General features: G+C 44.2%; 30 protein-coding genes and 1 pseudogene. 25 read left to right on the top strand and 6 right to left on the bottom strand.

Going from position 1 to position 22,472, the window contains the following annotated elements; translation table 11 throughout:
- Window positions 1-23 precede the first annotated feature (23 nt).
- On the bottom strand, window positions 24-2,600 hold the full coding sequence (gene plsB, locus B9T38_RS05260; RefSeq protein ID WP_086195784.1) for a glycerol-3-phosphate 1-O-acyltransferase PlsB: 2,577 nt from the start codon (window positions 2,598-2,600) through the stop codon (window positions 24-26).
- A gap of 292 nt (window positions 2,601-2,892) precedes the next feature.
- Between plsB and B9T38_RS05255 the strand changes: the two genes are divergently transcribed.
- Both B9T38_RS05255 and B9T38_RS05250 read left to right on the top strand, forming a co-directional pair.
- Window positions 2,893-3,765: an acyl-CoA thioesterase gene (locus B9T38_RS05255; protein WP_086195783.1), complete on the top strand. Its 873-nt coding sequence runs from the start codon at window positions 2,893-2,895 to the stop codon at window positions 3,763-3,765.
- Window positions 3,766-4,155: 390 nt separating this feature from the next.
- On the top strand, window positions 4,156-5,391 hold the full coding sequence (locus B9T38_RS05250) for a dicarboxylate/amino acid:cation symporter (RefSeq protein WP_086195782.1): 1,236 nt from the start codon (window positions 4,156-4,158) through the stop codon (window positions 5,389-5,391).
- Here the strand turns inward: B9T38_RS05250 and B9T38_RS05245 are convergent.
- The 5 genes from B9T38_RS05245 to B9T38_RS05225 form a co-directional block, all read right to left on the bottom strand.
- The gene (locus B9T38_RS05245; protein ID WP_086195781.1) at window positions 5,388-5,807 is read right to left on the bottom strand and encodes a VOC family protein; all 420 of its coding nucleotides are present in this window, start codon (window positions 5,805-5,807) and stop codon (window positions 5,388-5,390) included. The two genes, B9T38_RS05250 and B9T38_RS05245, sit on opposite strands and share 4 nt — an antisense overlap.
- A 341-nt stretch (window positions 5,808-6,148) precedes the next feature.
- Window positions 6,149-7,012 carry a ribosome biogenesis GTP-binding protein YihA/YsxC gene (yihA, locus tag B9T38_RS05240; protein WP_086195780.1) on the bottom strand — a complete coding sequence of 288 codons (864 nt, stop codon included), beginning with the start codon at window positions 7,010-7,012 and terminating at the stop codon, window positions 6,149-6,151.
- Window positions 7,013-7,092: 80 nt separating this feature from the next.
- Entirely contained in the window at window positions 7,093-7,536 is a 444-nt protein-coding gene (locus B9T38_RS05235; RefSeq protein ID WP_086195779.1) for an RrF2 family transcriptional regulator, read from the bottom strand.
- Window positions 7,537-7,629: 93 nt separating this feature from the next.
- Complete coding sequence (hmpA, locus tag B9T38_RS05230; protein WP_086195778.1) at window positions 7,630-8,838, bottom strand: NO-inducible flavohemoprotein; 1,209 nt, start codon at window positions 8,836-8,838, stop codon at window positions 7,630-7,632.
- A 748-nt stretch (window positions 8,839-9,586) separates the two neighbouring features.
- On the bottom strand, window positions 9,587-10,792 hold the full coding sequence (locus B9T38_RS05225; RefSeq protein WP_086195777.1) for a PLP-dependent transferase: 1,206 nt from the start codon (window positions 10,790-10,792) through the stop codon (window positions 9,587-9,589).
- Window positions 10,793-10,951: 159 nt separating this feature from the next.
- Between B9T38_RS05225 and B9T38_RS05220 the strand changes: the two genes are divergently transcribed.
- The 23 genes and pseudogenes from B9T38_RS05220 (at window position 10,952) to secY (ending at window position 22,459) form a co-directional block, all read left to right on the top strand.
- Window positions 10,952-11,689, top strand: a complete 738-nt coding sequence (locus B9T38_RS05220) for a type 1 glutamine amidotransferase (RefSeq protein ID WP_086195776.1) — start codon at window positions 10,952-10,954, stop codon at window positions 11,687-11,689.
- Between the two features lie 270 nt (window positions 11,690-11,959).
- Window positions 11,960-12,271, top strand: coding sequence for a 30S ribosomal protein S10 (gene rpsJ / locus B9T38_RS05215; protein WP_000070912.1), 312 nt, complete (start codon window positions 11,960-11,962; stop codon window positions 12,269-12,271).
- Window positions 12,272-12,330: 59 nt separating this feature from the next.
- Window positions 12,331-12,969 (top strand): 50S ribosomal protein L3, encoded by a 639-nt coding sequence (gene rplC / locus B9T38_RS05210; RefSeq protein ID WP_086195775.1) that lies wholly within the window; start codon window positions 12,331-12,333, stop codon window positions 12,967-12,969.
- 11 nt (window positions 12,970-12,980) lie between these two features.
- Window positions 12,981-13,583 carry a 50S ribosomal protein L4 gene (gene rplD, locus B9T38_RS05205; RefSeq protein ID WP_086195774.1) on the top strand — a complete coding sequence of 201 codons (603 nt, stop codon included), beginning with the start codon at window positions 12,981-12,983 and terminating at the stop codon, window positions 13,581-13,583.
- The gene (rplW, locus tag B9T38_RS05200) at window positions 13,580-13,900 is read left to right on the top strand and encodes a 50S ribosomal protein L23 (protein ID WP_086195773.1); all 321 of its coding nucleotides are present in this window, start codon (window positions 13,580-13,582) and stop codon (window positions 13,898-13,900) included. The genes rplD and rplW overlap by 4 nt, the downstream gene beginning before the upstream one ends.
- 11 nt (window positions 13,901-13,911) lie before the next feature.
- A complete protein-coding gene (rplB, locus tag B9T38_RS05195; RefSeq protein WP_086195772.1) occupies window positions 13,912-14,736 on the top strand; it encodes a 50S ribosomal protein L2 in 825 nt (274 codons plus the stop codon).
- Between the two features lie 19 nt (window positions 14,737-14,755).
- A complete protein-coding gene (rpsS, locus tag B9T38_RS05190; RefSeq protein WP_004869548.1) occupies window positions 14,756-15,031 on the top strand; it encodes a 30S ribosomal protein S19 in 276 nt (91 codons plus the stop codon).
- 9 nt (window positions 15,032-15,040) lie between these two features.
- The gene (gene rplV / locus B9T38_RS05185; RefSeq protein WP_086195771.1) at window positions 15,041-15,370 is read left to right on the top strand and encodes a 50S ribosomal protein L22; all 330 of its coding nucleotides are present in this window, start codon (window positions 15,041-15,043) and stop codon (window positions 15,368-15,370) included.
- Between the two features lies 1 nt (window position 15,371).
- A pseudogene (rpsC, locus tag B9T38_RS05180) lies at window positions 15,372-16,188 on the top strand (30S ribosomal protein S3).
- The gene (rplP, locus tag B9T38_RS05175; RefSeq protein ID WP_067669331.1) at window positions 16,128-16,541 is read left to right on the top strand and encodes a 50S ribosomal protein L16; all 414 of its coding nucleotides are present in this window, start codon (window positions 16,128-16,130) and stop codon (window positions 16,539-16,541) included. Before rpsC ends, rplP begins: the two are co-directional and overlap by 61 nt.
- Entirely contained in the window at window positions 16,541-16,738 is a 198-nt protein-coding gene (rpmC, locus tag B9T38_RS05170) for a 50S ribosomal protein L29 (RefSeq protein WP_004650482.1), read from the top strand. Before rplP ends, rpmC begins: the two co-directional genes overlap by 1 nt.
- A complete protein-coding gene (gene rpsQ / locus B9T38_RS05165) occupies window positions 16,735-16,992 on the top strand; it encodes a 30S ribosomal protein S17 (protein WP_086195769.1) in 258 nt (85 codons plus the stop codon). The genes rpmC and rpsQ overlap by 4 nt, the downstream gene beginning before the upstream one ends.
- Window positions 16,993-17,083: 91 nt before the next feature.
- A complete protein-coding gene (gene rplN / locus B9T38_RS05160) occupies window positions 17,084-17,452 on the top strand; it encodes a 50S ribosomal protein L14 (protein WP_004657680.1) in 369 nt (122 codons plus the stop codon).
- A 9-nt stretch (window positions 17,453-17,461) separates the two neighbouring features.
- The gene (gene rplX / locus B9T38_RS05155) at window positions 17,462-17,779 is read left to right on the top strand and encodes a 50S ribosomal protein L24 (RefSeq protein WP_086195768.1); all 318 of its coding nucleotides are present in this window, start codon (window positions 17,462-17,464) and stop codon (window positions 17,777-17,779) included.
- Between the two features lie 16 nt (window positions 17,780-17,795).
- A complete protein-coding gene (rplE, locus tag B9T38_RS05150) occupies window positions 17,796-18,332 on the top strand; it encodes a 50S ribosomal protein L5 (RefSeq protein WP_086195767.1) in 537 nt (178 codons plus the stop codon).
- A gap of 9 nt (window positions 18,333-18,341) precedes the next feature.
- Window positions 18,342-18,647 (top strand): 30S ribosomal protein S14, encoded by a 306-nt coding sequence (gene rpsN, locus B9T38_RS05145; RefSeq protein WP_086174452.1) that lies wholly within the window; start codon window positions 18,342-18,344, stop codon window positions 18,645-18,647.
- A gap of 12 nt (window positions 18,648-18,659) precedes the next feature.
- On the top strand, window positions 18,660-19,055 hold the full coding sequence (gene rpsH, locus B9T38_RS05140; protein ID WP_086195766.1) for a 30S ribosomal protein S8: 396 nt from the start codon (window positions 18,660-18,662) through the stop codon (window positions 19,053-19,055).
- 13 nt (window positions 19,056-19,068) lie between these two features.
- Window positions 19,069-19,602, top strand: a complete 534-nt coding sequence (rplF, locus tag B9T38_RS05135) for a 50S ribosomal protein L6 (RefSeq protein ID WP_086195765.1) — start codon at window positions 19,069-19,071, stop codon at window positions 19,600-19,602.
- 14 nt (window positions 19,603-19,616) lie between these two features.
- On the top strand, window positions 19,617-19,967 hold the full coding sequence (gene rplR / locus B9T38_RS05130) for a 50S ribosomal protein L18 (protein WP_086195764.1): 351 nt from the start codon (window positions 19,617-19,619) through the stop codon (window positions 19,965-19,967).
- A 2-nt stretch (window positions 19,968-19,969) separates the two neighbouring features.
- Window positions 19,970-20,467, top strand: a complete 498-nt coding sequence (gene rpsE, locus B9T38_RS05125; protein WP_086195763.1) for a 30S ribosomal protein S5 — start codon at window positions 19,970-19,972, stop codon at window positions 20,465-20,467.
- Window positions 20,468-20,473: 6 nt separating this feature from the next.
- A complete protein-coding gene (gene rpmD, locus B9T38_RS05120; protein ID WP_067762901.1) occupies window positions 20,474-20,650 on the top strand; it encodes a 50S ribosomal protein L30 in 177 nt (58 codons plus the stop codon).
- Between the two features lie 3 nt (window positions 20,651-20,653).
- A complete protein-coding gene (rplO, locus tag B9T38_RS05115; RefSeq protein WP_086195762.1) occupies window positions 20,654-21,094 on the top strand; it encodes a 50S ribosomal protein L15 in 441 nt (146 codons plus the stop codon).
- Window positions 21,095-21,139: 45 nt separating this feature from the next.
- Window positions 21,140-22,459, top strand: a complete 1,320-nt coding sequence (gene secY, locus B9T38_RS05110; RefSeq protein ID WP_171263179.1) for a preprotein translocase subunit SecY — start codon at window positions 21,140-21,142, stop codon at window positions 22,457-22,459.
- Window positions 22,460-22,472: the final 13 nt, after the last annotated feature.

Raw genomic sequence — 22,472 nt, 5'->3', positions numbered from 1 at the left:
GGAGAGCGAACGGAGAAGGAAGATTATTTCTTCTTGCGTTTCAAACGGCGTTTCGCTTGCTGCGCCGCAACGGCATCCAACGCTTCTTTCAGCTCTTCATCGCTGAAGGCAGTAATGTGCTGAAGCATCTGCAAGGTCACATCATCCAGTACCAGATTGGCGTACTGAGCCACGTTCTGGAAGTTCTCGTCAAACACAATGGCGTTATCTTCATTGTTACGGATATAGCCCTGCTGAGTCAGCACTTTAATGAAACTCTGGAATAGCGATTTATCAAAGAACTCCGGTGAGTTGAACTCATACAGTACCGACAAACGTTGACCAACCAGATGACTCAGCTCTTCCACCTGACGGGTAGAGATGTTGCCTGAACCACGCTGGGTGATTAAAGCCAGCGTCATGTAGTAACGTTCCAGACTCTGCATCACAGGCGCAGCAAGTACCACCAGCTGGTTGTGATCTTCCGAGTTGGGTGCAGGGGAAAGCAGGTTGCCCTCGCTATCTTCAGCAATCAGTTTGGCCTGAATCAGCGCTTCTGCATAAGCACAGATCTGATCTTTCAGCTCTTCATCTTTCCATTTCAGGAACAGTTCCGCTTTCAAAAATGGATAAAGGGTGCGGATGACATTGATCAAATCGCCACGGCGAATCGAACCGTTATGTTCAACCAGCGCAGCAATCAGTGACGGCAACACGAAGGCATGCAGAATGTTGTTACGGAAATAAGTCAGCAATACTGCTTGATTGTCTTCAATGGCAATGATATCGCCCAGGACATGCTTCACACGTTTAATCAGTTTCAGTTTTAAACCGTAGGCAATAATTTCTTTGCCTGAAAGCGGTGTTACCTGAGTACGTGTGTCATAAGGCAATGCAGTCAATAACTTACGGTAGGCATCCAGTTGCTTGATGCAGATTTCTTCATCCAGCGTGTGTTTAGGCGTGGCCAACAGAATTAGCGAAAGCAGCGATACCGGATTGATCACCACGGCACGGTTAATGTTTTCCAGAATCGCATGCGCAGCACTGTTTACTGTATCAGACACTTCTTGCGGAATCGGATCATCATTCTTGGCAATTTTAATATTTTCCGCACCATGCTGTTTCAGCATGTCATCGAGGAATACCGGCTCACCAAAGTTCACATGCACCTGGCCAAAGATACGTTCGATTTTGCGCAGGGTTTTTACAATCCCCATGATCGATTCGGATTCTTTATCTTTACCGTTCATTTCGCCGACATAAGTGGCCCCTTCCATCAGGCGTTCATAGCCAATATACGTCGGTACAAACACGATCGGTTTAGAACGGCCACGCAAATGCCCGTGAACCGTCATGGCCAGCATGCCGGTTTTGGCTGGCAGTAAACGTCCTGTGCGCGAACGGCCGCCTTCAATAAAGTATTCCAGGGGCGTGTTACGGGACAGAATATTGAAAAGATATTCTTTAAAGACAGTAGTATATAGACCATTACCGCGGAAAGTACGGCGAATAAAGAAAGCACCGCCACCACGTAATAACTGACCGACAAAAGGCATGTTCAGGTTATCGCCGGCGGCAATGTACGGCACCATCATGCCGCGTTTATAAATCACATAAGACAGTAATAAATAGTCAATATGACTGCGGTGACAAGGAGTATAAATAATCTCGTAGTCTTTGGCCAGTTCCCGCACGGTACTGAAATTATGCACCTCTACGCCATCATAGAGCTGGGTCCATAAACGGGTCAGCGCCATATCGGCAAAACGCACGGCCGAATGTGAATAGTCCGATACAATCTCGTTTAAATAGCCAATGGCACGACGTTCAGCTTCAATCATGCTGATTTTGCCACGGATGCTTTCACGGCGGATGGCATCCTGCACATCAGTAGATTTGATCAGTGAATGCATCACATTGCGGCGATCTGAAAGATCCGGGCCGAGCACGACTTCACGCTGACCATCTAAATAGTTGTTTAGTTTGTTAAGAATATACGTCGCAGGTGACAGGTTCGGATGGGTTTGTTTGGCAAATTCGATCAGCTGGCGTAAAGACTGCCCTTGATGGAATTCCAGATAGGATTGGCGACCATGCAGGCCAATATTCACCAGCTGTTTAACCGTACCTGGTGTTGCCCAAGTGTCGGTAAATAGCAGTTTCAGCCAGGAATCTTCTTTGTCTGGTGAACGTCCCCATAATACGGTAACCGGAATCAGTTCAATATCAACCTGAGGATGATGTTCCAGAATGTCGATCAGGCGCAATAAGCGTGGCGGAAAGGCATGCAGTGGCGGATTGAGTAAATTGTTTTCATCATGATGCTGCAAGAACAGTACTGATGCTTTTTCTTTATGATCACCCACCACCAGCGGATCTAATGCCGGTGACAGTTTCAGACGGCGAGTTTCGCCATCGACAATCAACGCATTGCTACGTGAATAATTTTGTAATACATAGCACACCACTTTTTGCTGAACAGTTTGCTCTGTCCGGGAATTTACTTCTGTAGTTGTCGGTTCAGTAGGAACCTCACCAAGAACATGTGGGGTTACCACCAGGTCAAGCAGCTTACTGGAAAGCTGACGATAGATTTGACCAAAGCCACTCTTGGACATACATACTCCTACTTAAATGACCGAAACCACAGATTTTCTGAGGGGAAATAGTTTTGTAGTATTGTAATTGAAAACAATATGTCATTTTCTGACAAAATGCATATTGAGTGTTAAATTTTATCGTTAAAAATCGTATTTTTAGCGAATATTCAGCACAAATCGCATGACAGGCCAGTCAGTTGAACTGTAGGGCTTTAGTCGGGATTTGTGGCAGAATAGCAATTATAGCTTAGCTGATTGATTGAAATTTTTCGCCTAGATTTTAGGTATCCCACATTAAAACAGGTTGCTTATGAATGCCTTAACCCAAGAGCTGGTTGAATTACTAAGTCTTGAAAAAATTGAAGAAAATATTTACCGGGGGCAAAGCCGTAATCTGGTCGGTAAGCGGGTCTTTGGTGGGCAGGTGTTGGGGCAGGCCTTACGCGCGGCATCCTATACCGCAGATCGTCCGGCACATTCATTACATGCCTATTTTTTATATGGCGGAGATGTCAACGCACCGATTATTTATGAAGTGGACCGATTGCGTGATGGCAAGAGTTTTGTCAGTCGTCAGGTGCGTGCCATTCAGCATGGGCGGACGATTTTTACCGCCATGATTTCATTTGCCAGCCCGGAAGAAGGCTTGAATTATCAGATTTCTGAACCGGAATATCCTGCGGTTGAAGACCTGAAAAGTGAAGCAGAGCTCAAAGCACAGCTGGTCGAATTTGTGCCGGAAAATGTGCGTGCCAGTTTTATGCGTGACCGTCATGTGGACATTCGTCCGGTCAATCCACAAAATCCATTCCAGCCACAGCCTGAAGCCCCATCATACGCTCACTATATCCGCACCCATGGTCAGATTTCCCAGAAGGTTGATGAAATTTCATTGCATCAGGCTATTGCGGCTTTCTACTCGGACTTTACCTTAATGACTACGGCTTTGCGTCCACACGGTCTAAGTTATATTTCCCCAAGCCTGCAATGTGCCAGCATTGACCATGCCATGTATTTCCATAAGCCATTCCGTGTTGATGAATGGATGCTCTATGATATGGAGGCCACCATTAGTGCCAGTTCGCGCGGACTGAATTTTGGCCGTATGTGGCAAAATGGTGAGCTGGTGTGCAGCACCACTCAGGAAGGTTTGATCCGCTTGCGTGAAATTGAAACCCAATAAGGCTCAAAATGGCATAAAAAACCGGAGCTTCTGTCCGGTTTTTTTATGCTTGTCTTGATCATTGTGATTTAGTGGCAGCGAGGGATATCCTCGGAGATGTCTTTATGGCAGCCATGGTTTGGATGGGCAAATGCCAAGGGAATATGCAGAAGTAGCACGGTCATAAGCATGATTTTTTTCATATCGATTCTCTTTTAATTATTGGCTGGATGAGTATTTATTCATAAGCAGATTTTATGCCATCAGTTCCTCAAGGTATTGTTGATTCAGACAAAGTGAGCCACTGGCTTTAATCTATTTATGCTGAGCTTGTGACAAAAAATTCCTCGATTCTAAAAATAGGCCATGGCATAGTGCCTGACAGGACTTAATGATAAAAAGCATGTCGTGATGAGCTTAAATACACAAATATTGATTGCTGCGATTTTAGGGGTGGCATTTGGGTTTCTGTTAAACCTGTTTCCAAATACCCAGTTTTTCGATATCAGCCTCTATGGTTTGGGCCTAGCCAGCAGCATTTTTATTGGTTTATTAAAAATGCTGCTGATTCCACTGATTTTTAGTTCGATTGTGGTCGGGGTTTCGAATTTGCAGGCCGGTGGACAGTTGGGCCGAGTTTGGAAAATCACTCTACTGTGCTGTGTCACTACCACCACCTTAGCGCTCATTTTAGGCTTAAGCTGTGCGCATCTGTTTAATGTAGGCAAGGGCGTAGATATTGTGATGTTTCAGGATGCCATGAACAGTCATCAAACGCCCGATACCTTAACGCCATCGTCCTTCTTCACCAATTTTATTCAAAATACCCTGATTAATCCTTTTAAAGCCTTTGCTGAAGGCAATGTGCTAGCGGTAGTGGTATTTGCCCTGTTTATTGGCGTGGCTCTGGTCAAAGGCGGAGATAATTTCCGCAGTGTGCGTAAATTAAGCCTGCAATTTTTTGACATCATGATGCTGATGATTAGCTGGGTGATGAAGCTGGCACCGTTGGGGATTTTTGCCTTACTGGCGAAACTGATTTCAACCGAAGATATTTCCGTGTTAAGCCGTCTGGCGGAATTTGCCGCAGTGGTGACAGGCACCACCATTTTTCATGGTGCGGTGGTGTTGCCTTTGTTGCTATGGATTTTTGGCAAGATGAGTCCGATCACTTTCTTTAAGGGTACACGCGCTGCGCTGATTACCGCATTTGCCACCAGTTCCAGTTCGGCCACCATGCCACTGTCGATGAAATGCACGCAGGAAAATTTAAAGGTACGTCCACAAACCGCAGGCTTTGTCATTCCTTTGGGCACTCAGCTGAACATGGATGGCACGGCGCTGTATGAAGCTGCGGCCGCACTTTTTATTGCCAACCTGATGGGGCTGGACTTAAGTTTGGGCCAGCAACTGGTGGTCTGTGCAACTGCCATGATTGCCTCGCTGGGTGCGCCGGGTATTCCAAGTGCCGGTATGGTGACCATGATTATGGTGCTGCAATCAGTCGGTTTACCGGCAGAAGCCGTTGCCATCTTGCTGCCGATTGACCGTTTGCTGGATACCGTGCGTACCGTGGTCAATGTTCAGGGCGACATGATGATCAGTGTCGTGGTCGATCGTTATAGCCGTGAACCGCAAGTTGATTAGTCTAGTTCCAAGCTGGGATTAAATACAATTTCCCAGACATGACCATCGGGATCTTGGAAATAACCCGCATAGCCACCGTAAAAGGTAGCTTGTGCGGGTTTAATGATTCTGGCACCGGCATGTGCTGCTTGAGCCATGACCTGATCGACTTCCAGTGGGCTATAGACATTTTGCCCCAAGGTCATTTGAGTGGCGCACATCGGCGTCAGTTCCAGTCCGGTATCCTGTTGAATGCTGCTTTGCGGCCATAAAGCGAGTTTCAGGCCTGGCTGTAGTTCAATAAAGGCCACCGCACCATATTCAAACTCCTGCCCCATGATTCCTTCACAGTGTAGGCCCAAGCCGTCGCGATAAAAATGCAGAGATGCTTCCAGATCACGCACTCCGAGAGTAATGACTGAAATCCGTGCTTGCATAGGGTTATCCTTATTGTTGTTTTCCTGAACTTTTATCTTAGAACAAATCAAAAGCAGGACATAAAACCCGACTGTGTGGAAATTGTATACAGAAATTTTAGTGTTATATGGATGATAAAAAGGACTAGGTCACTTTGGGCAGATGAATAGAATTGCTCATGAATCAGCTGAGTTTGATGTTCCTTAAACGGGAGAGAAGTTTCATCATACTGTCCTTATTATTTTTCTGTGCAGTACTGTAGTTGAGCTTAAGGTCAGTATGAAAAAATGTCCCGCATTGTGATGAGCAATACAGGACACAGGAATATCAATGGATGAGGATTTTTGTCAGACAGACCCGATTAATCCGCTTGTCGGCTCTGATCGGTAGCATCTTCTGCAATTTCAGTCTCGCATTCTTCCTCTGCCAGTTCTAACGATTCGAGTGGTTCATCCAGATCATCAAGACTGGCTGCAGGGATGCTGTCCAGATCAAATTGGCTTGATTGTTCAAGGGTAAAGTTCAAACGGCCGCCCATCACACTGGCCAGCTCTTCGAGGCCTTGCTTGTTGAGGGATGAAAACAATTGAATGGAGAAATCCAGCTTCATTTTTTTCAATGCCGCTTTCACTTCCTGCAAGGCTTTGGATGCCGGTCCACGATTCAGTTTGTCTGATTTGGTCAGCAAGACATGCACGAACAATTTACGTGAATAGGCCCATTCCAGCATCATTACGTCAAAATGTTGCAGCGGATGACGGATATCCATCAGCAGTACCAGACCTTGCAAACTCTGACGATGAATCAGGTAGTTTTCCAGTTCTTTTTGCCAGACAATTTTCATTGCTTCAGGTACAGCTGCATAACCATAACCCGGCAAATCGACCAGACGCTGCTCTGGATTGCCAAGGCTGAAGAAGTTAATCATTTGGGTACGGCCCGGCTTTTTAGAGGCACGTGCCAGCTGTTTTTGGTTGGTTAAGGCATTAATCGCACTGGATTTTCCAGCATTAGAACGTCCAGCAAAAGCGACTTCATAACCAGTATCTTCAACGCAAAGGCTCAGCTTTGGCGCACTCATCAAAAATTCGGCTTTACGCAACCAGTTCAATGCGCGAACAGAGTACTCAGTAATGGCAGGATCAACTTTTTTCTCATAGCTGATCTTTTGCTTGGGCGCATGGGCTGTCTTACTGTTTTTGGATTTTCCTCTGCTGTGATGCATAACTCAACTTCAATAAATGATCTACAAGCGAACATTATAAAGGAAGTCGTTCGGGCAAGCGAACTTTGCAAGCGCAGGAATTAGAGATTGATCATCTGGATTGGAGATTGAGTGGTGTATTTGGCTGCCGGAGAGTTATTTAAAACCTGAGCTAGGGTGTATTGATCTAGGCTTAGATAAAACTGTTCTACTGCCTGATCGAGAAAGCCTTTTAGTCCGCACTGAGAACGCAGTACGCAGGGTGGGGTATTGCATTCGACAATCTGGTTTTCACCTTGCAGGATACGTACGACTTGACCCAGGTTCAATTCAAGAGCATCGGGGTTGAGTCCAATACCGCCGCCTTTGCCTCGCGTGGTAATCAGCCAGTTCTGTTTGCCCATAAAATGCACAATTTTCACTAAATGGTTTTTAGACACATGCAAGTCTTGGGCAATTTCTGCAATGGTATAAGGCATATCCCGTGGCTGGGCAATATACATTAAGATACGCAGAGCATAGTCGGTGAATTTATTTAATTGCATGATCGTGCTGATATTTTTCAAAAAATGAATAGATAAGGGCTAGTCTAGCATAACTAGACCAGCCCCCTCTTTATTTTATGCTGACCCAACAGGCTAGTGTTTTACGCCACCTGTGCCAAAGGCTTCACTGTGAATGTTTTCAGCAGGGATGCCGCGAGCAACCAGCGTCTTTTGCTGTTCAGCCATAAATGGCATTGGACCACACAGATAGTAGTCGGCATTGACAGGTAACAATGCGCTATCCAAGGTGCTTAAGTCCAGGCGACCGGCAACATCATAATCTTCACCTAATTTATCGCCTGAATGTGGGAATTCATAAGCGGTAAATGTGCTAAGACGAGGATATTTTGCTTTCAACTCCTGAATATGTTGATGCATTGCATGTACTTGTTTGCTACGGCAGGCATGGATAAAGGTCATAGGCTGTGGCATATCCAGAGTCACCAGCTGATTCAGCATGGCAATCATTGGAGTCAGGCCTACACCTCCACTAATGAACACATTACGCTTATGTGGGTCGATCAGGTAAAAGTTACCTGTTGGTGCAGAAACTTCAATTTCTGAACCTTCTGGCAAGCTATGTAGGGTGTTCGACACCCAACCTGGAACCATGTCGCCTTTTTGGTCTTCACGTTTTACCGAGATACGTAAATAATCCGCTTGTGGGCAAGTGGAAAGCGTATATTGACGAGGCTGTTTCAAGCCAAGTTCTTCAACGAAAACACGCACTGAAATATATTGGCCGGCTTCGTATTTCGGCAATGCGCCGCCATCGACAGGTTGAAGATAGAAAGAGGTGATTTCATCGCTTTCAACTACTTTCTTGGCAATCTTGAAGTTACGCCAGCCTAACCAGCTACCTTTGGTTTGTTGATGCTGATCGTAAATGGCTTTTTCAGTGCTGATGAACAGGTTTGCCAGTTGACCATAAGCTGCTGCCCAAGCGCCAATGAGTGGATCGTCCATTGAAATGCTTAGAACTTCACTGATGGAATGAAGCAGGTTTTCACCAACAATATTATAGTCAGGGGCTTGAATGTTCAGGCTAACGTGTTTGTGTGCGATTAACTCAACTACAGGCAAAAGCACAGAAGGATCTTCAATGTTTTCAGCATAAGCCAACACGGCGCCTGCAAGAGCTTGTGCCTGTGCACCACTGCGCTGGTGCCCCATATTAAATGTTTCTTTTAGATCTGGATTATTGCCCAACATACGGTTATAAAAATAACCAGTTAATGCTACGCCATTTTCACGGAGTACAGGAACAGTGGCTTTTACTAGGTCAATTTGCTGCGGAGTCATGTTTGATCTCTCATGGCGGTTATTTATAAGATGTATTCAAAATACATGTTATAAAATCTTTTTACAACACCTATTTTTGGTTAAACCATAAAAAAATTATGGAATATAAGAATATCCGATGGTTTGATTGCTTTTGATTTGTAAACCAGATTATTTTCTGCCATTAGTGAATCTTCTAAATAGCGGACTATTTTGCCCGGTCGAGCCTCCTAAGCTGCTTGTAGCACGGATGGCAAAAGTACAGGCAGTATCTTGAATCAGCTTTTTATACTGTTGGGCGGAACGTTCAGCGTGTTTTTTCTGCTCTAGTGTTAGGTGCTGTTATTGGTGCAGCTGTTGTGTGGACAGAACTTCTGCTTCGCTGGGTTACTGCTTTCTAAAGCGGTTTTTCTTTTTTGTTTGATGCACTTGCTGCTACTTGGTTTTGTAACTTTTCAATAGACATTCAAAATCCAGACTTTGTTTATCCATGCTGGTAATTACGCTATGGCTGATCAGTAGGTTAGGTTTTTCCGGCTGCATTGAATTAATTGGATTGAAGAAAGAGTAGGCGGGTATTCGGCCGCAGCCAAAAAATACCAGCCTCCCCATAGGTGAATTTTTCTGTCAAAACACGAGGATCATCTTTTTACCAGTTCCGACTACCCCGGCAATCAAACCGTGGTGCCGGGGAAAATTGTGAATGTAAAACAATTTTTGGGTGTGTACTGGTAGCGTTTTCCTGACGCTGATGATAGGTAGATCCTTTTTATTCTTTAATTTTTTGCTGGTTTAACTGCTGTAATGCCTGTTTGATATCCTGGATTAAATCTTGAGGATGTTCGAGTCCGATACAAAAACGGACTAAAAGTCCTTCTTTTAAGTGGGAATGTTCCAGTACACGCATATCTTTCAGGTTGTACAGCATGACCAGACTGATCGGTCCGCCCCAGCTAAAGCCCAGTTTAAACAGTTCCAGTGCATCGCAGAAGCGACGGATATCTTCCAGAGTATATTCGGGCTTAAAAATCACACTGACCAGACCGGCACTGTATTCTTCCCTGCAAATTTCTTTCCAATGTTGATGTCCTGCTGATTCAGCATCGGCAGGATGTAACACCTGTACAAACTCAGGTTGCTGTTTTAACCAATTCAGCAATGTTAAACAGCTTTTAGACTGGTGTTGATAGCGCACCTGCATTGAAGCCAGACTACGTTGTACCTGTGCCACATCATCGCCCGACACACTAATCCCTTGAATGGCATGCATCCGGAATAATTGATGATGCAGTTTCTGGTCACGGGTCACTATCGAACCCATCAAGATATCACCGCCACCACTTGGATATTTGGTCAATGCATGCACGGTCACATCTACACTTAAATGCTCATCGCCAAAATCGAAGGCATTAAAAGCCAGCCCTGCACCCCAGGTATTATCGAGTGCTGTCAGTATGTTATGCGCTTTGGCTTTTTTCACCAGATTGATCAGGTCGGGAAATTCCAGGGTCACGGAACCTGCTGCTTCTAACCAGATGAGTTTGGCTTTATTGGTAGGCTGGAAAGTCTCTGCATCAATCGGGTTATACACTTTAATGCTAATACCATAACGCGTTTGCAGGTTATGCAGGTGTTCCATATTTGGACCATAAATGTTGTCTGCCACCCAGACTTCATCCCCCTGGGTAAGAAAACATGAATTCACTAAATTAATAGCTGATAAGCCACTTGGTGCCAGCAGGCAATATTTTCCGCCTTCGATCTGGGCAATGTTGTCGCCTAAAGTAAAGGTTGTCGGTGTGCCGTGGGTGCCATAACTATAATCATAATCATCGCTCCAGTGGCGATTAAACAGTGCATCGGTGTTCTCAAAAATAATCGTCGATGCACGAAACACGGGAGGTTGAACGGTAGAAATATATTGTGGGGCTTTTCGTGGTGCGTGAATGAGTGCTGTTTGTGAGTTTTTTTTCAAGGTGATGCTCTAAGTCGTACCAAAATTAGTCTTAGCTTAAGAGAAACACGCAGATTAGGCTATATAAATGCCGAAATGTATAGAAACCTTAATTCACGCCTAAAGTTGGCTTCATTCTTGCTAAAACTATGGCAGAGCTAAAACAATAGGCGGAGGCGCATGAAGTCGCATTTAAGAGTACATTATTTTCAGCATATTGCTGGTGAAGGGTTCGGCAGTTGTTATCAATTCTTAAAACAGCATCACGCTAAAATTACCGCAACGGAATTTTTTGCCTTACCTGTAGATCGACCACTTGATATCGAGGCTTTGCCGCAAGTGGAAGATGTAGATTTGCTTATCATTATGGGGGGAACAATGAGTGTTAATGATGAAGCAAATTATCCCTGGTTAAAAGTAGAAAAGCGCTGGATCAGGCGTTATTTATCTATGGGTAAACCGGCCATTGGTTTGTGTCTGGGCGGGCAATTGATTGCCAATGCTTTGGGGGCGGCAGTCAGGCGCAATGAACAGCAGGAGTTAGGTTTGACAGAGGTACGTAAGGTGAAACATGTGTCTGAAGAGTGTTTTGAGTTGCCAGAACAGTTTAAGGTCATGCAATGGCACAGTGAAACCTTTGAAATCCCGAAAGGCGCTATTCATCTGGCGGAAAATGATGCCTGTCGCAATCAAATGTATCAAATTGGAAAAAATGTCTTGGGATTTCAATTTCATCCTGAAATAACCCCAGAGGTACTGCAACTGTTTTTAGAAAATGATGAAGAGTTAGAGAGCTTTTCCGGTCAATATGTGCAAACGGAACGTCAATTAAAAAGTATGTCAAAAAGTGACTTTATTAAAGGAAATCAAATACTAAACCAAGCGATAGAGTACGTTTTACAAAAAACTGCATGCTGAGTTATTTTTAAACAAAACACTAAAAGGATAAACAGAAAAAAAGAGGAAAAAGTTAAAAAGGGATTTGCTTAAGCGTTAAACAATCGCTATAATGGGCGACCCTTTGATGAAAGGGGGTTGGCTACGAATAAAGTAGTTAACATCGTGACAGTCGTGGCATCGATCATGACCTTAGTGATAATTCACTGCTCTTGACACTTGCCCACATAAAGTGGGGTGAGATGCGTCAAGAGTGATTCTTTATATATATTTGGCTTGGAGTTAACTGGTATGTCTAACCAGAGAATTCGTATCCGTCTTAAGTCTTTTGATCACCGTTTAATTGATCAATCAGCTCAAGAGATCGTAGAAACAGCAAAACGTACTGGCGCACAAGTGTGTGGTCCAATCCCGATGCCTACTCGCATCGAACGTTTCAACGTTTTAACATCACCACACGTTAACAAAGATGCGCGTGACCAATACGAGATCCGCACTTACAAACGTTTGATCGACATCGTTCAACCTACAGATAAAACTGTTGATGCATTGATGAAGTTGGATCTTGCAGCTGGTGTTGATGTTCAGATCGCTTTGGGTTAAGGCTTTCGGTTAATTAACGCTCTAAGTTAATTAGGCCGCTTTTTTAGAGGTTTATGCACATGGCTATTGGTTTAGTCGGTCGCAAGTGCGGTATGACTCGTATCTTTACAGATGCTGGTGTTTCTGTACCTGTAACAGTGATTGAGGTTGATCCTAACCGCATCACTCAAATCAAAACGCTTGAAACTGATGGTTATCAAGCGATTCAAATCACTACTGGTGAACGTCGCGAATCTCGCGTAACTAACGCTCAGAAAGGTCACTTTGCTAAAGCGGGTGTTGCTGCTGGTCGTCTGGTTCAGGAATTCCGCGTATCAGAAGCTGAGCTTGAAGGTCGTGAAGTTGGCGCTACTATCGGTGTAGATCTGTTTACAGTAGGTCAAATTGTTGACGTAACTGGCCAGTCTAAAGGTAAAGGCTTCCAAGGTGGTGTTAAGCGTTGGAACTTCCGTACTCAAGACGCTACTCACGGTAACTCTGTTTCTCACCGTGTTCTAGGTTCTACAGGTCAAAACCAGACTCCTGGTCGCGTGTTCAAAGGCAAAAAAATGGCTGGCCATTTAGGTGCTGAACGCGTAACTACACAGGGTCTTGAAATCGTTGCTATCGACGCTGAACGTTCAGTTCTGGTTGTTAAAGGCGCGGTTCCTGGTGCTACTGGTGGCGACGTAACTGTTCGTCCTACGATCAAGGCCTGAGGGGAAATAACGTGAATTTAAATACTGTTTCCGGCTCTGCTGTTGAATTATCTGAAGTTGCTTTCGGTCGTGAATTTAACGAAGCTCTTGTACACCAAGTTGTTACAGCTTACTTAGCTGGTGGTCGTCAAGGCTCGAAAGCTCAGAAATCACGTGCTGACGTATCTGGCGGTGGTAAAAAGCCATTCCGTCAAAAAGGTACTGGCCGTGCGCGTGCTGGTTCTATTCGTAGCCCGATCTGGGTAGGTGGTGGTAAAACTTTTGCTGCTCGTCCACAAGATTGGTCTCAAAAAGTTAACCGTAAAATGTACCGCGGTGCTATGCAATGCATCCTGGCTGAACTTGTTCGTCAAGATCGCTTGGTTTTAGTTGAAGAGTTTGCTGTTGCTGCTCCAAAAACTAAAGAGTTGCTTGCAAAACTTAACGACTTGAATGCTACTCGTGCATTAATCGTTACTGATGCTGTTGATGAGAACTTGTATCTTGCTGCGCGCAACATTCCACACGTTGATGTGGTTGATGCTGCTGCAATTGATCCTGTTAGCTTGATCGCGTTCGACAAAGTTGTTATGTCTGTAGCTGCTGCTAAGAAAATTGAGGTAGAACTCGGATGAACAACGAACGTATCTATCAAGTCCTGCAAGGACCTGTATTCTCAGAAAAAGCACAAGTTTTAGGTGAAACTGCTGGTGTTCAAGTTTTTAAAGTTGCATTAAATGCAAACAAACTTGAAATCAAAAAAGCAGTGGAACAACTCTTTGGTGTTCAAGTTGTTAAAGTTAACACAACGATCACTAAAGGTAAGACTAAACGCTTTGGTAAAACATTAGGACGTCGTTCTGATGTTAAAAAAGCATACGTCACCCTGAAAGCTGGCCAAGATGTTGAAATGGCTGACTTGGGCGATACCGCTGAAAGCGCAGCGGAATAAGGACGAGAATTATGCCTATTCAAAAATGTAAGCCAACGTCACCAGGACGTCGCTTTGTAGAGAAAGTCGTTCACGACCATCTTCACAAAGGCGCGCCTTATGCTCCGTTGGTTGAAGCTAAAAAACGTACTGGTGGTCGTAATAACAACGGTCACATTACAACTCGTCACGTTGGTGGTGGTCATAAACAACACTACCGTATCGTTGACTTCAAACGTAACAAAGACGGCATTCCAGCTGTAGTTGAACGTATTGAATACGATCCTAACCGTACAGCTCATATTGCTTTATTGAAATATGCTGACGGTGAACGTCGTTACATCATTGCGCCTAAAGGTTTGCGTGCTGGTGATAAAGTACAATCTGGTAACGATGCTCCAATTCGTCCAGGTAACTGCTTGCCACTTCGCAACATGCCTATCGGTTCTACTCTTCACAACATCGAGCTTAAAATCGGTAAAGGCGCGCAATTAGCTCGTTCAGCTGGTACTTCTGTTCAGTTGTTGGGTCGTGACGGTTCTTACGCTATCGTTCGTTTACGTTCTGGTGAAATGCGTAAAATTCACGTTGAATGCCGTGCTGTTTTGGGTGAAGTTTCTAACTCAGAAAGCAACCTTCGTTCACTAGGTAAAGCTGGTGCATCACGCTGGCGTGGTGTTCGTCCTACCGTTCGTGGTATGGCGATGAACCCAGTTGACCATCCACACGGTGGTGGTGAAGGGCGTAACAAAGGTATTCAACCTGTAAGCCCATGGGGTCAAAAAGCTAAAGGGTACAAGACACGTACCAACAAGCGTACGACTAAGATGATTATTCGCGACCGTCGCGTTAAGTAACAAGTAAAGGAATCTGACAATGCCTCGTTCTCTGAAAAAAGGCCCATTCGTCGATGCGCACTTGTTCGCTAAGGTTGAAGCGGCTGTAGCGAGTAACTCTCGCAAGCCGATCAAAACTTGGTCGCGTCGTTCGATGATTCTCCCAGATTTTGTTGGTCTAACAATTTCTGTTCATAATGGTCGTAACCATGTTCCAGTGATTGTATCTGAACATATGGTTGGTCATAAACTCGGTGAATTCGCGCCAACTCGTACCTATCGTGGTCACGGTGTTGACAAGAAATCTAAACGTTAAGGTGCGATGATGGAAGTTACTGCTAAATTACGCGGTGCCGCTATCTCGGCACAAAAAGCACGTTTGGTTGCAGATCTGATCCGTGGCAAATCTGTTGCTCACGCTTTAAATATCTTGAACTTCAGCAACAAAAAAGCTGCAGTTTTAGTTAAAAAAGCGTTGGAATCTGCGATTGCAAACGCTGAACATAATAACAGTTTAGATGTAGACGACCTTACAGTATCTACGATTTACGTTGATGAAGGCATCAGCCTTAAACGTATTATGCCACGTGCTAAAGGCCGTGCAGATCGTATTACTAAGCGTACTTGTCACATCACCGTTAAGGTAGGGGTTTGATATGGGTCAGAAGGTTCATCCAATCGGTATCCGCCTAGGTGTTGTGAAACGTCATAACGCTAACTGGTATGCGAATCCGAAACAATACGCTGAATACTTGCTTAAAGATTTGCAAGTTCGTGAGTTTTTAATTAAAAAACTTAAGAATGCAATGATCAGCAATATTCTTATCGAACGTCCTACAGGCGCTGCTAAAATTACTATTAGCACTGCTCGTCCTGGTATCGTTATCGGTAAAAAAGGCGAAGACATTGAGAAATTACAACGCGAATTAACATCTATTATGGGTGTTCCTGCGCAAGTAAGCATCAACGAAATCGATCGCCCAGACTTAGACGCTCGTTTAGTTGCTGAAGCGATCGCTTCTCAATTAGAGAAACGTGTAATGTTCCGTCGTGCTATGAAGCGTGCGGTTCAAAACACTATGCGTGCTGGTGCTAAAGGTATCAAAGTTGAAGTTTCTGGTCGTTTAGGTGGTGCTGAGATTGCTCGTACTGAGTGGTATCGTGAAGGTCGTGTACCTTTGCATACGCTTCGTGCAGACATCGACTACGCTACTATGCGTGCTGAAACTACTTACGGTACGATTGGTGTTAAAGTTTGGATTTTCCGTGGTGAGATTTTAGGTGGCATGAAACAAGTCATGAACCCTGCTCCTGCTGAAGAACGTCCAGCTAAACGCGGTCGCGGTCGTGGTGAAGGTCAAGAGCGTCGTGGTCGTCGCAATGATCGTTCTGCTGAAAAAGGAGAATAATCCATGTTGCAACCTAAACGTACTAAATTCCGCAAAGTGCAAAAAGGCCGTAACACTGGTCTAGCACACCGTGGTAGCACAGTATCTTTCGGTACTATCGCACTTAAATCTATTGAACGTGGTCAAATGACTGCGCGTCAAATTGAAGCTGCGCGTCGTACAATTAGCCGTCGTATTAAACGTGGTGGTAAGATCTTTATCCGTGTTTTCCCGGACAAGCCAATTACTGAAAAACCATTAGAAGTTCGTATGGGTAAAGGTAAAGGTTCTGTGGAATACTGGGTTTGCCAAATCAAACCAGGTAAAGTCTTGTACGAAATTGATGGTGTTAACGAAGAATTGGCTCGTGAAGCATTTACGCTTGCAGCTGCTAAACTTCCGTTTAAAACCACTATCGTGACTCGGACGGTAATGTAATGAAAACTAAAGATCTACGTGAAAAATCGGTAGAAGAGTTGACAGCTTTGCTTGATGAGCAACAGCTTAACCAATTCCGTCTTCGTATGGCTAAGGCAACTGGTCAATTGGGTAAATCGCATGAAGTTGCGCTTACTCGTAAGACTATTGCTCGTATCAAGACACTCCTTACCGAAAAACAGGGGAACGGACAATGAGTGAACAAACAGTTCGCACGTTAACCGGTAAAGTTGTAAGCGACAAAATGGACAAGTCTATTGTTGTGCTTATTGAACGCCGCGTTCAACACCCGTTGTATGGCAAATCAATCCGCCGTTCAACTAAATTACACGCTCATGATGAGAACAATGTTGCTAAAACTGGCGACGTAGTGACCATTAAAGAAAGCCGCCCAATTTCTAAAACTAAGTCTTGGACTTTAGTTGAAGTGATTGAAGCAGCTGCTGAGTAATTAGACGTTCTTGTTGCATCATCGGTTAATTTCGAGTACTCTTTGAGCCTTTCGAAATGTGACCGGTGATGCTCGGTTTTGGAGTAGGGCAATGATTCAAACCGAAAGTATGCTCGACGTAGCAGACAACAGTGGTGCTCGCCGCGTACAATGTATTAAAGTACTTGGTGGTTCACATCGTCGTTATGCTTCTGTTGGCGACATTATTAAAGTTACTGTAAAAGAAGCTATTCCACGCGCACGTGTTAAAAAAGGTGACGTGATGAATGCTGTAGTTGTACGTACAAAATTTGGTATCCGTCGTCCAGACGGTTCAGTGATTCGTTTCGACGATAACGCTGCTGTAATTTTGAACAACAACAAAGCGCCGATTGCAACTCGTATTTTCGGACCAGTGACTCGTGAACTTCGTACTGAACAGTTCATGAAAATCATTTCATTGGCTCCTGAAGTTCTATAAGAGGCACTCATGGCTAAGATTAAAAAAGGCGATCAAGTAATTGTGATCGCAGGTAAAGAAAAAGGCAAACAGGGTACTGTATTGTCAGTTTCTAATGACCGCGTTAAGGTTGAAGGCCTTAACTTGGTGAAGAAGCATCAAAAGCCTAACCGAGCTACTGGCGCTGAAGGCGGCATCGTAACTCAAGAAGCTGAGCTTCATATCTCAAACGTGGCAATTTTTAATGCTACAACCCAAAAGGCTGACCGTGTTGGTTACCAAACGATTGAAGGCGTGAAAACTCGCGTTTACAAATCTAATGGTGAATCAGTGGCGGTAGCGAAGTAATAGGTTGAAATAGGCAATGGCCAGACTTAAAACACGTTACAACGACGTACTTAAAGCTCAGTTACAAGAGCAATTGGGCGTTAAAAATGTGATGGAGATTCCTCGCATCACTAAAATCACCATTAACATGGGTGTTGGTGCAGCATCAGCTGACAAGAAATTGTTAGATGGCGCTCTTTCTGATATGCAAGCGATTGCTGGTCAAAAACCAGTTCTTACTCTAGCTCGCAAATCAATCGCTGGTTTCAAAATCCGTGATGGTTGGCCGATTGGTTGTAAAGTTACTTTACGCGGCGAACAAATGTACGAATTCTTAGACCGTTTGATCTCTATCGCGATCCCTCGTATTCGTGACTTCCGCGGTTTTTCTGCGAAATCATTTGATGGTCGTGGTAACTATTCGATGGGTTTGAAGGAACAAATCATGTTCCCTGAAATCGATTTCGATAAGATTGATCGTATTCGTGGTATGGACATTACCATTACTACGACTGCTCGCACCGATGACGAAGGCCGTGCGCTTATGCGTGCATTCGGCTTCCCGTTCAAATAAGAGGTCGATATGGCTAAGAAAGGTATGATTAATCGCGAATTGAAACGCGAAAAAACAGTTGCTAAATTTGCTGCAAAACGTGCTGAATTAAAAGCTACGATTGCAAATGTAAATGCGAGCGACGAAGAACGTTTCGATGCGATGATGAAGTTACAGGCATTACCACGTAATGCGTCTCCAGTACGTCTACGTAACCGTTGTGGTTTAACTGGTCGTCCTCATGGTTACTTCCGTAAGTTCGGTTTAAGCCGTAACAAATTACGCGATACAGTAATGCAAGGTGATGTACCGGGCGTTGTTAAGGCAAGCTGGTAAGGAGCACTATAAATGAGTATGCAAGATACCGTTGCCGACATGTTAACCCGTGTTCGTAACGCACAAATGGCAAAGAAACAAACTGTTTCTATGCCAAATTCTAAGTTGAAGGTTGCAATTGCAAACGTACTTCAACAAGAAGGTTATATTTCAAACGTAGAAGTTGCAGATGCTGAAGGCAAACCAACTTTAACACTTACGTTAAAATATTTTGAAGGCAAACCAGTTATCGAAACTGTGAAACGTGTAAGCCGTCCAGGTCTACGCCAGTATCGCGGTAAAGATGCACTTCCTAGCGTTAAGCAAGGTTTAGGTATTGCAATTGTTTCTACAAGCAAAGGCATCATGACTGATCGCGCTGCACGTGCTGCGGGCATCGGTGGTGAAGTTATTGCTTTTGTTTCTTAATAGGTGATTCCTCATGTCTCGTGTGGCTAAAGCCCCAGTAACTGTACCTAACGGTGTAACAGTTACTCAGAACGGCCGGCAGGTCGAAGTGAAAGGCAGCAAAGGTACATTGTCTTTCAACCTGCATGCGCTGGTCGAGCTAAAACAGGAAGAAGGTCAACTTCAAATTGCTCCTAAAGCTGAGTCGAAAGACGCTTGGATGCAAGCTGGTACTGCTCGCGCTGTGTTAAACAACCTTGTAAAAGGTGTTAGCGAAGGTTTCGAACGCAAGTTACAACTTATCGGTGTTGGGTATAAAGCTGCGGTTAAAGGTAACGTTGTTAACCTTAACCTTGGTTTCTCTCACCCGATTGATTACAACCTTCCAGAAGGTGTAACTGCTGAAACTCCTACAGCGACTGAAATCATTCTTAAATCTGCTGATAAAGCAGCTTTAGGTCAAGTTGCTGCAGATATCCGTGGTTACCGTCCACCAGAGCCTTATAAAGGTAAAGGTGTTCGTTATTCTGACGAAGTTGTACTTCGTAAAGAAGCTAAGAAGAAATAAGGCGCGAGGTTCTTATGAACGAAAAGAAACAATCCCGTTTGCGTCGTGCGAAAAGCACACGCTTGCACATTCGTGCATTGGGTGCGACTCGCTTGTGTGTAAACCGCACACCGCGTCACATCTATGCTCAAGTTATCTCAGCAGATGGTGGCAAAGTTTTAGCTCAAGCTTCAACTTTAGATGCTACTTTACGTGCTGGTACAACTGGTAACGTTGATGCGGCTCAAAAAGTGGGTGCTTTAATTGCAGAACGTGCGAAAGCAGCTGGCGTAACTAAAGTTGCATTTGACCGTTCTGGTTTCAAATATCATGGTCGTATCAAAGCCTTGGCTGATGCTGCTCGTGAAAACGGCTTGGAGTTCTAATCATGGCTAAAGTTGAACAAAACGAAGGTCTTGTTGAAAAGCTGGTTGCCGTTGATCGTGTAGCCAAAGTTGTTAAGGGTGGTCGTATCTTCTCTTTCACAGCATTAACTGTTGTGGGTGATGGTAATGGTCGCGTAGGTTTTGGTCGTGGTAAAGCACGTGAAGTTCCAGCTGCTATTTCTAAAGCACTTGAAGCTGCACGTCGTAACATGATTACTGTTGAGCTTGTTAACGGTACTGTACAACACCCTATTAATGCTCGTCATGGTGCAAGCCGCGTTTACATGCAACCTGCTTCTGAAGGTACTGGTGTAATTGCTGGTGGTGCTATGCGTGCAGTTCTAGAAGCTGTTGGCGTACATAACGTATTGACAAAATGCTATGGTTCTACAAACGCTGCTAACGTAGTGAACGCAACTTTTAAAGGTTTGCGTGACATGACTTCTCCTGAGAAAGTCGCTGCGAAACGTGGTCTTTCAGTAGAACAAATTCAAGGGTAATCAATCATGAAAACGATTAAAGTTACCCAGACTAAATCTTCTGCGCACCGCTTGAAAAATCACAAGCTTAGCCTCAAAGGTTTAGGTCTGCGTCGTATTGGTCATACTGTAGAAGTGCAAGATACGCCTTCTAACCGCGGTATGATCAACCAAGTCTACTATATGGTTAGTGTAGAGGAATAAGCCATGACTCTGCGTTTAAATACTATTGCACCTGCAGAAGGTGCTAAACGTGAAAACCTTCGTTTAGGCCGTGGTATCGGTTCTGGCGTTGGTAAGACTGGTGGCCGTGGTGTCAAAGGTCAAAAATCACGTAAGAGCGGTGGCGTACGTCCAGGTTTCGAAGGTGGTCAAACTGCGTTATATCGTCGTTTACCTAAATTCGGCTTCACTAGCCAACTTGCTTTAAAAACTGCTGAAGTACGTTTATCAGAGCTTGCAAAAGTTGAAGGTGATATCATTTCACTTGAAACTTTAAAAGCTGCCAATGTTGTACGTAAAGATATGACTCGTGCTCGTATCGTACTTTCTGGTGATATTACTCGTGCATTCACTGTACAAGGTGTTGCTTTGACTAAAGGCGCTAAAGCTGCTGTTGAAGCTGCTGGCGGTAAAGTCGAGGAGTAATCGCTAGTGTCTATGTCTCCTAGTTCTTCAGGTCATGTCAACATGATGAAAGGCCAGCCATTTCATGTGAAATATCGTGAAATTATTCGTCGATTAATGTTTTTGATTGGCGCATTACTGGTCTTTCGACTAGGAGCACATATTCCGCTGCCGGGTATTGATAATGTCGCTTTAGAACGTTTTTTCAAAGCTAATGAAGGTACTTTCTTAGGTTTGTTTAATATGTTCTCTGGCGGAGCATTAGAGCGAATGTCAATTCTTGCGTTGGGAATCATGCCATATATCTCTGCATCGATTATCGTGCAGTTGATGTCAACAGTCGTTCCTTCGCTGGAAGCGTTAAAGAAAGAAGGCGAGCAGGGTAAGCGTAAGATTAATCAATATACGCGTTACGGCACGTTATTACTTGCATTGGTACAAGGTGTTGGTATGTGTGCTGGTCTGATTAGCCAAGGAATTACCTTGACCTCAGGACTGGCTTTTTACATTCCTGCTGTAACTTCATTGGTTGCAGGCACTATGTTCTTAATGTGGTTGGGAGAGCAAATTACCGAACGTGGTGTTGGTAATGGGATCTCCATGATCATTTTTGCAGGTATCGTTGCTGGTTTGCCAAATATTGTAATTCAAGCATTCACTTCGGTGGATAATGGTCAATCGAGCTTAATTGGTCTGGCTGTATTTGCATTACTTTCAGTTGCGGTTCTTGCTGCGATTGTATTTATTGAAAAGGCACAACGTCGTATACCGGTTAACTATGCTCAAAAGCAACAAGGGCGTCGCGTATTTACTGCACAGCAGACACATTTGCCATTGAAATTAAATATGGCGGGGGTTATTCCAGCAATTTTTGCGAGTTCATTATTGCTGTTCCCTGCAAGTTTAGGTCAATGGTTGGGTAGTTCTGATCCAAATGCAGGAATCGTAAAGCGTAGCCTACAAGATTTGGCATTGGTATTATCGCCTGGACAACCTTTGTATTTGGTGCTCTTCGGTGCGTTAATTATCTTTTTCTGTTATTTCTATACTGCACTTGTGTTCAGTCCTAAAGAAGTATCAGAGAACTTGAAACGCAGCGGAGCTTATGTACCTGGTATTCGCCCAGGTGAGCAAACTGCTCGTTACTTAGATCATATTCTTAATCGTTTGACATTCATTGGTGCAATTTATATTACGGTCATCTGTTTGATGCCAATGATTCTGCAAAGTTCTTTTGGTATTCCATTCCATTTGGGTGGTACATCTTTGCTGATCGTAGTGGTTGTTGTGATGGACTTTATGGCTCAGCTACAAGCCCATCTCACTTCGCACCAGTATGACAATCAAACGTTAATGAGAAAAACGACTGCTCATCCTAAGGGATAAGCGCACTTGAGGT

The organism is Acinetobacter sp. ANC 4218 (assembly GCF_002135245.1).
Lineage (GTDB): Bacteria > Pseudomonadota > Gammaproteobacteria > Pseudomonadales > Moraxellaceae > Acinetobacter.
Note: the sequence above shows the minus strand (reverse complement) of the source record. Positions and strands in the feature narration are given on the sequence as shown.

Excerpts from the sequence above, each read along its gene's own strand:
- rplF (WP_086195765.1), top strand. The coding sequence starts at position 19,069 with ATGTCTCGTGTGGCTAAAGCCCCAGTAACTGTACCTAACGGTGTAACA.
- yihA (WP_086195780.1), bottom strand. The coding sequence starts at position 7,012 with ATGCATCACAGCAGAGGAAAATCCAAAAACAGTAAGACAGCCCATGCG.
- B9T38_RS05220 (WP_086195776.1), top strand. The coding sequence starts at position 10,952 with ATGAAGTCGCATTTAAGAGTACATTATTTTCAGCATATTGCTGGTGAA.
- rplX (WP_086195768.1), top strand. The coding sequence starts at position 17,462 with ATGGCTAAGATTAAAAAAGGCGATCAAGTAATTGTGATCGCAGGTAAA.
- rpsH (WP_086195766.1), top strand. The coding sequence starts at position 18,660 with ATGAGTATGCAAGATACCGTTGCCGACATGTTAACCCGTGTTCGTAAC.
- rplR (WP_086195764.1), top strand. The coding sequence starts at position 19,617 with ATGAACGAAAAGAAACAATCCCGTTTGCGTCGTGCGAAAAGCACACGC.
- rpsS (WP_004869548.1), top strand. The coding sequence starts at position 14,756 with ATGCCTCGTTCTCTGAAAAAAGGCCCATTCGTCGATGCGCACTTGTTC.
- rplN (WP_004657680.1), top strand. The coding sequence starts at position 17,084 with ATGATTCAAACCGAAAGTATGCTCGACGTAGCAGACAACAGTGGTGCT.
- B9T38_RS05245 (WP_086195781.1), bottom strand. The coding sequence starts at position 5,807 with ATGCAAGCACGGATTTCAGTCATTACTCTCGGAGTGCGTGATCTGGAA.
- rplV (WP_086195771.1), top strand. The coding sequence starts at position 15,041 with ATGGAAGTTACTGCTAAATTACGCGGTGCCGCTATCTCGGCACAAAAA.
- rpsE (WP_086195763.1), top strand. The coding sequence starts at position 19,970 with ATGGCTAAAGTTGAACAAAACGAAGGTCTTGTTGAAAAGCTGGTTGCC.
- rplC (WP_086195775.1), top strand. The coding sequence starts at position 12,331 with ATGGCTATTGGTTTAGTCGGTCGCAAGTGCGGTATGACTCGTATCTTT.
- rplB (WP_086195772.1), top strand. The coding sequence starts at position 13,912 with ATGCCTATTCAAAAATGTAAGCCAACGTCACCAGGACGTCGCTTTGTA.
- rplE (WP_086195767.1), top strand. The coding sequence starts at position 17,796 with ATGGCCAGACTTAAAACACGTTACAACGACGTACTTAAAGCTCAGTTA.
- rplO (WP_086195762.1), top strand. The coding sequence starts at position 20,654 with ATGACTCTGCGTTTAAATACTATTGCACCTGCAGAAGGTGCTAAACGT.
- rplP (WP_067669331.1), top strand. The coding sequence starts at position 16,128 with ATGTTGCAACCTAAACGTACTAAATTCCGCAAAGTGCAAAAAGGCCGT.
- B9T38_RS05235 (WP_086195779.1), bottom strand. The coding sequence starts at position 7,536 with ATGCAATTAAATAAATTCACCGACTATGCTCTGCGTATCTTAATGTAT.
- rpsN (WP_086174452.1), top strand. The coding sequence starts at position 18,342 with ATGGCTAAGAAAGGTATGATTAATCGCGAATTGAAACGCGAAAAAACA.
- rpsQ (WP_086195769.1), top strand. The coding sequence starts at position 16,735 with ATGAGTGAACAAACAGTTCGCACGTTAACCGGTAAAGTTGTAAGCGAC.
- B9T38_RS05250 (WP_086195782.1), top strand. The coding sequence starts at position 4,156 with ATGAGCTTAAATACACAAATATTGATTGCTGCGATTTTAGGGGTGGCA.
- plsB (WP_086195784.1), bottom strand. The coding sequence starts at position 2,600 with ATGTCCAAGAGTGGCTTTGGTCAAATCTATCGTCAGCTTTCCAGTAAG.
- rplW (WP_086195773.1), top strand. The coding sequence starts at position 13,580 with ATGAACAACGAACGTATCTATCAAGTCCTGCAAGGACCTGTATTCTCA.
- secY (WP_171263179.1), top strand. The coding sequence starts at position 21,140 with ATGAAAGGCCAGCCATTTCATGTGAAATATCGTGAAATTATTCGTCGA.
- rpmD (WP_067762901.1), top strand. The coding sequence starts at position 20,474 with ATGAAAACGATTAAAGTTACCCAGACTAAATCTTCTGCGCACCGCTTG.
- rpsJ (WP_000070912.1), top strand. The coding sequence starts at position 11,960 with ATGTCTAACCAGAGAATTCGTATCCGTCTTAAGTCTTTTGATCACCGT.
- hmpA (WP_086195778.1), bottom strand. The coding sequence starts at position 8,838 with ATGACTCCGCAGCAAATTGACCTAGTAAAAGCCACTGTTCCTGTACTC.
- B9T38_RS05255 (WP_086195783.1), top strand. The coding sequence starts at position 2,893 with ATGAATGCCTTAACCCAAGAGCTGGTTGAATTACTAAGTCTTGAAAAA.
- rpmC (WP_004650482.1), top strand. The coding sequence starts at position 16,541 with ATGAAAACTAAAGATCTACGTGAAAAATCGGTAGAAGAGTTGACAGCT.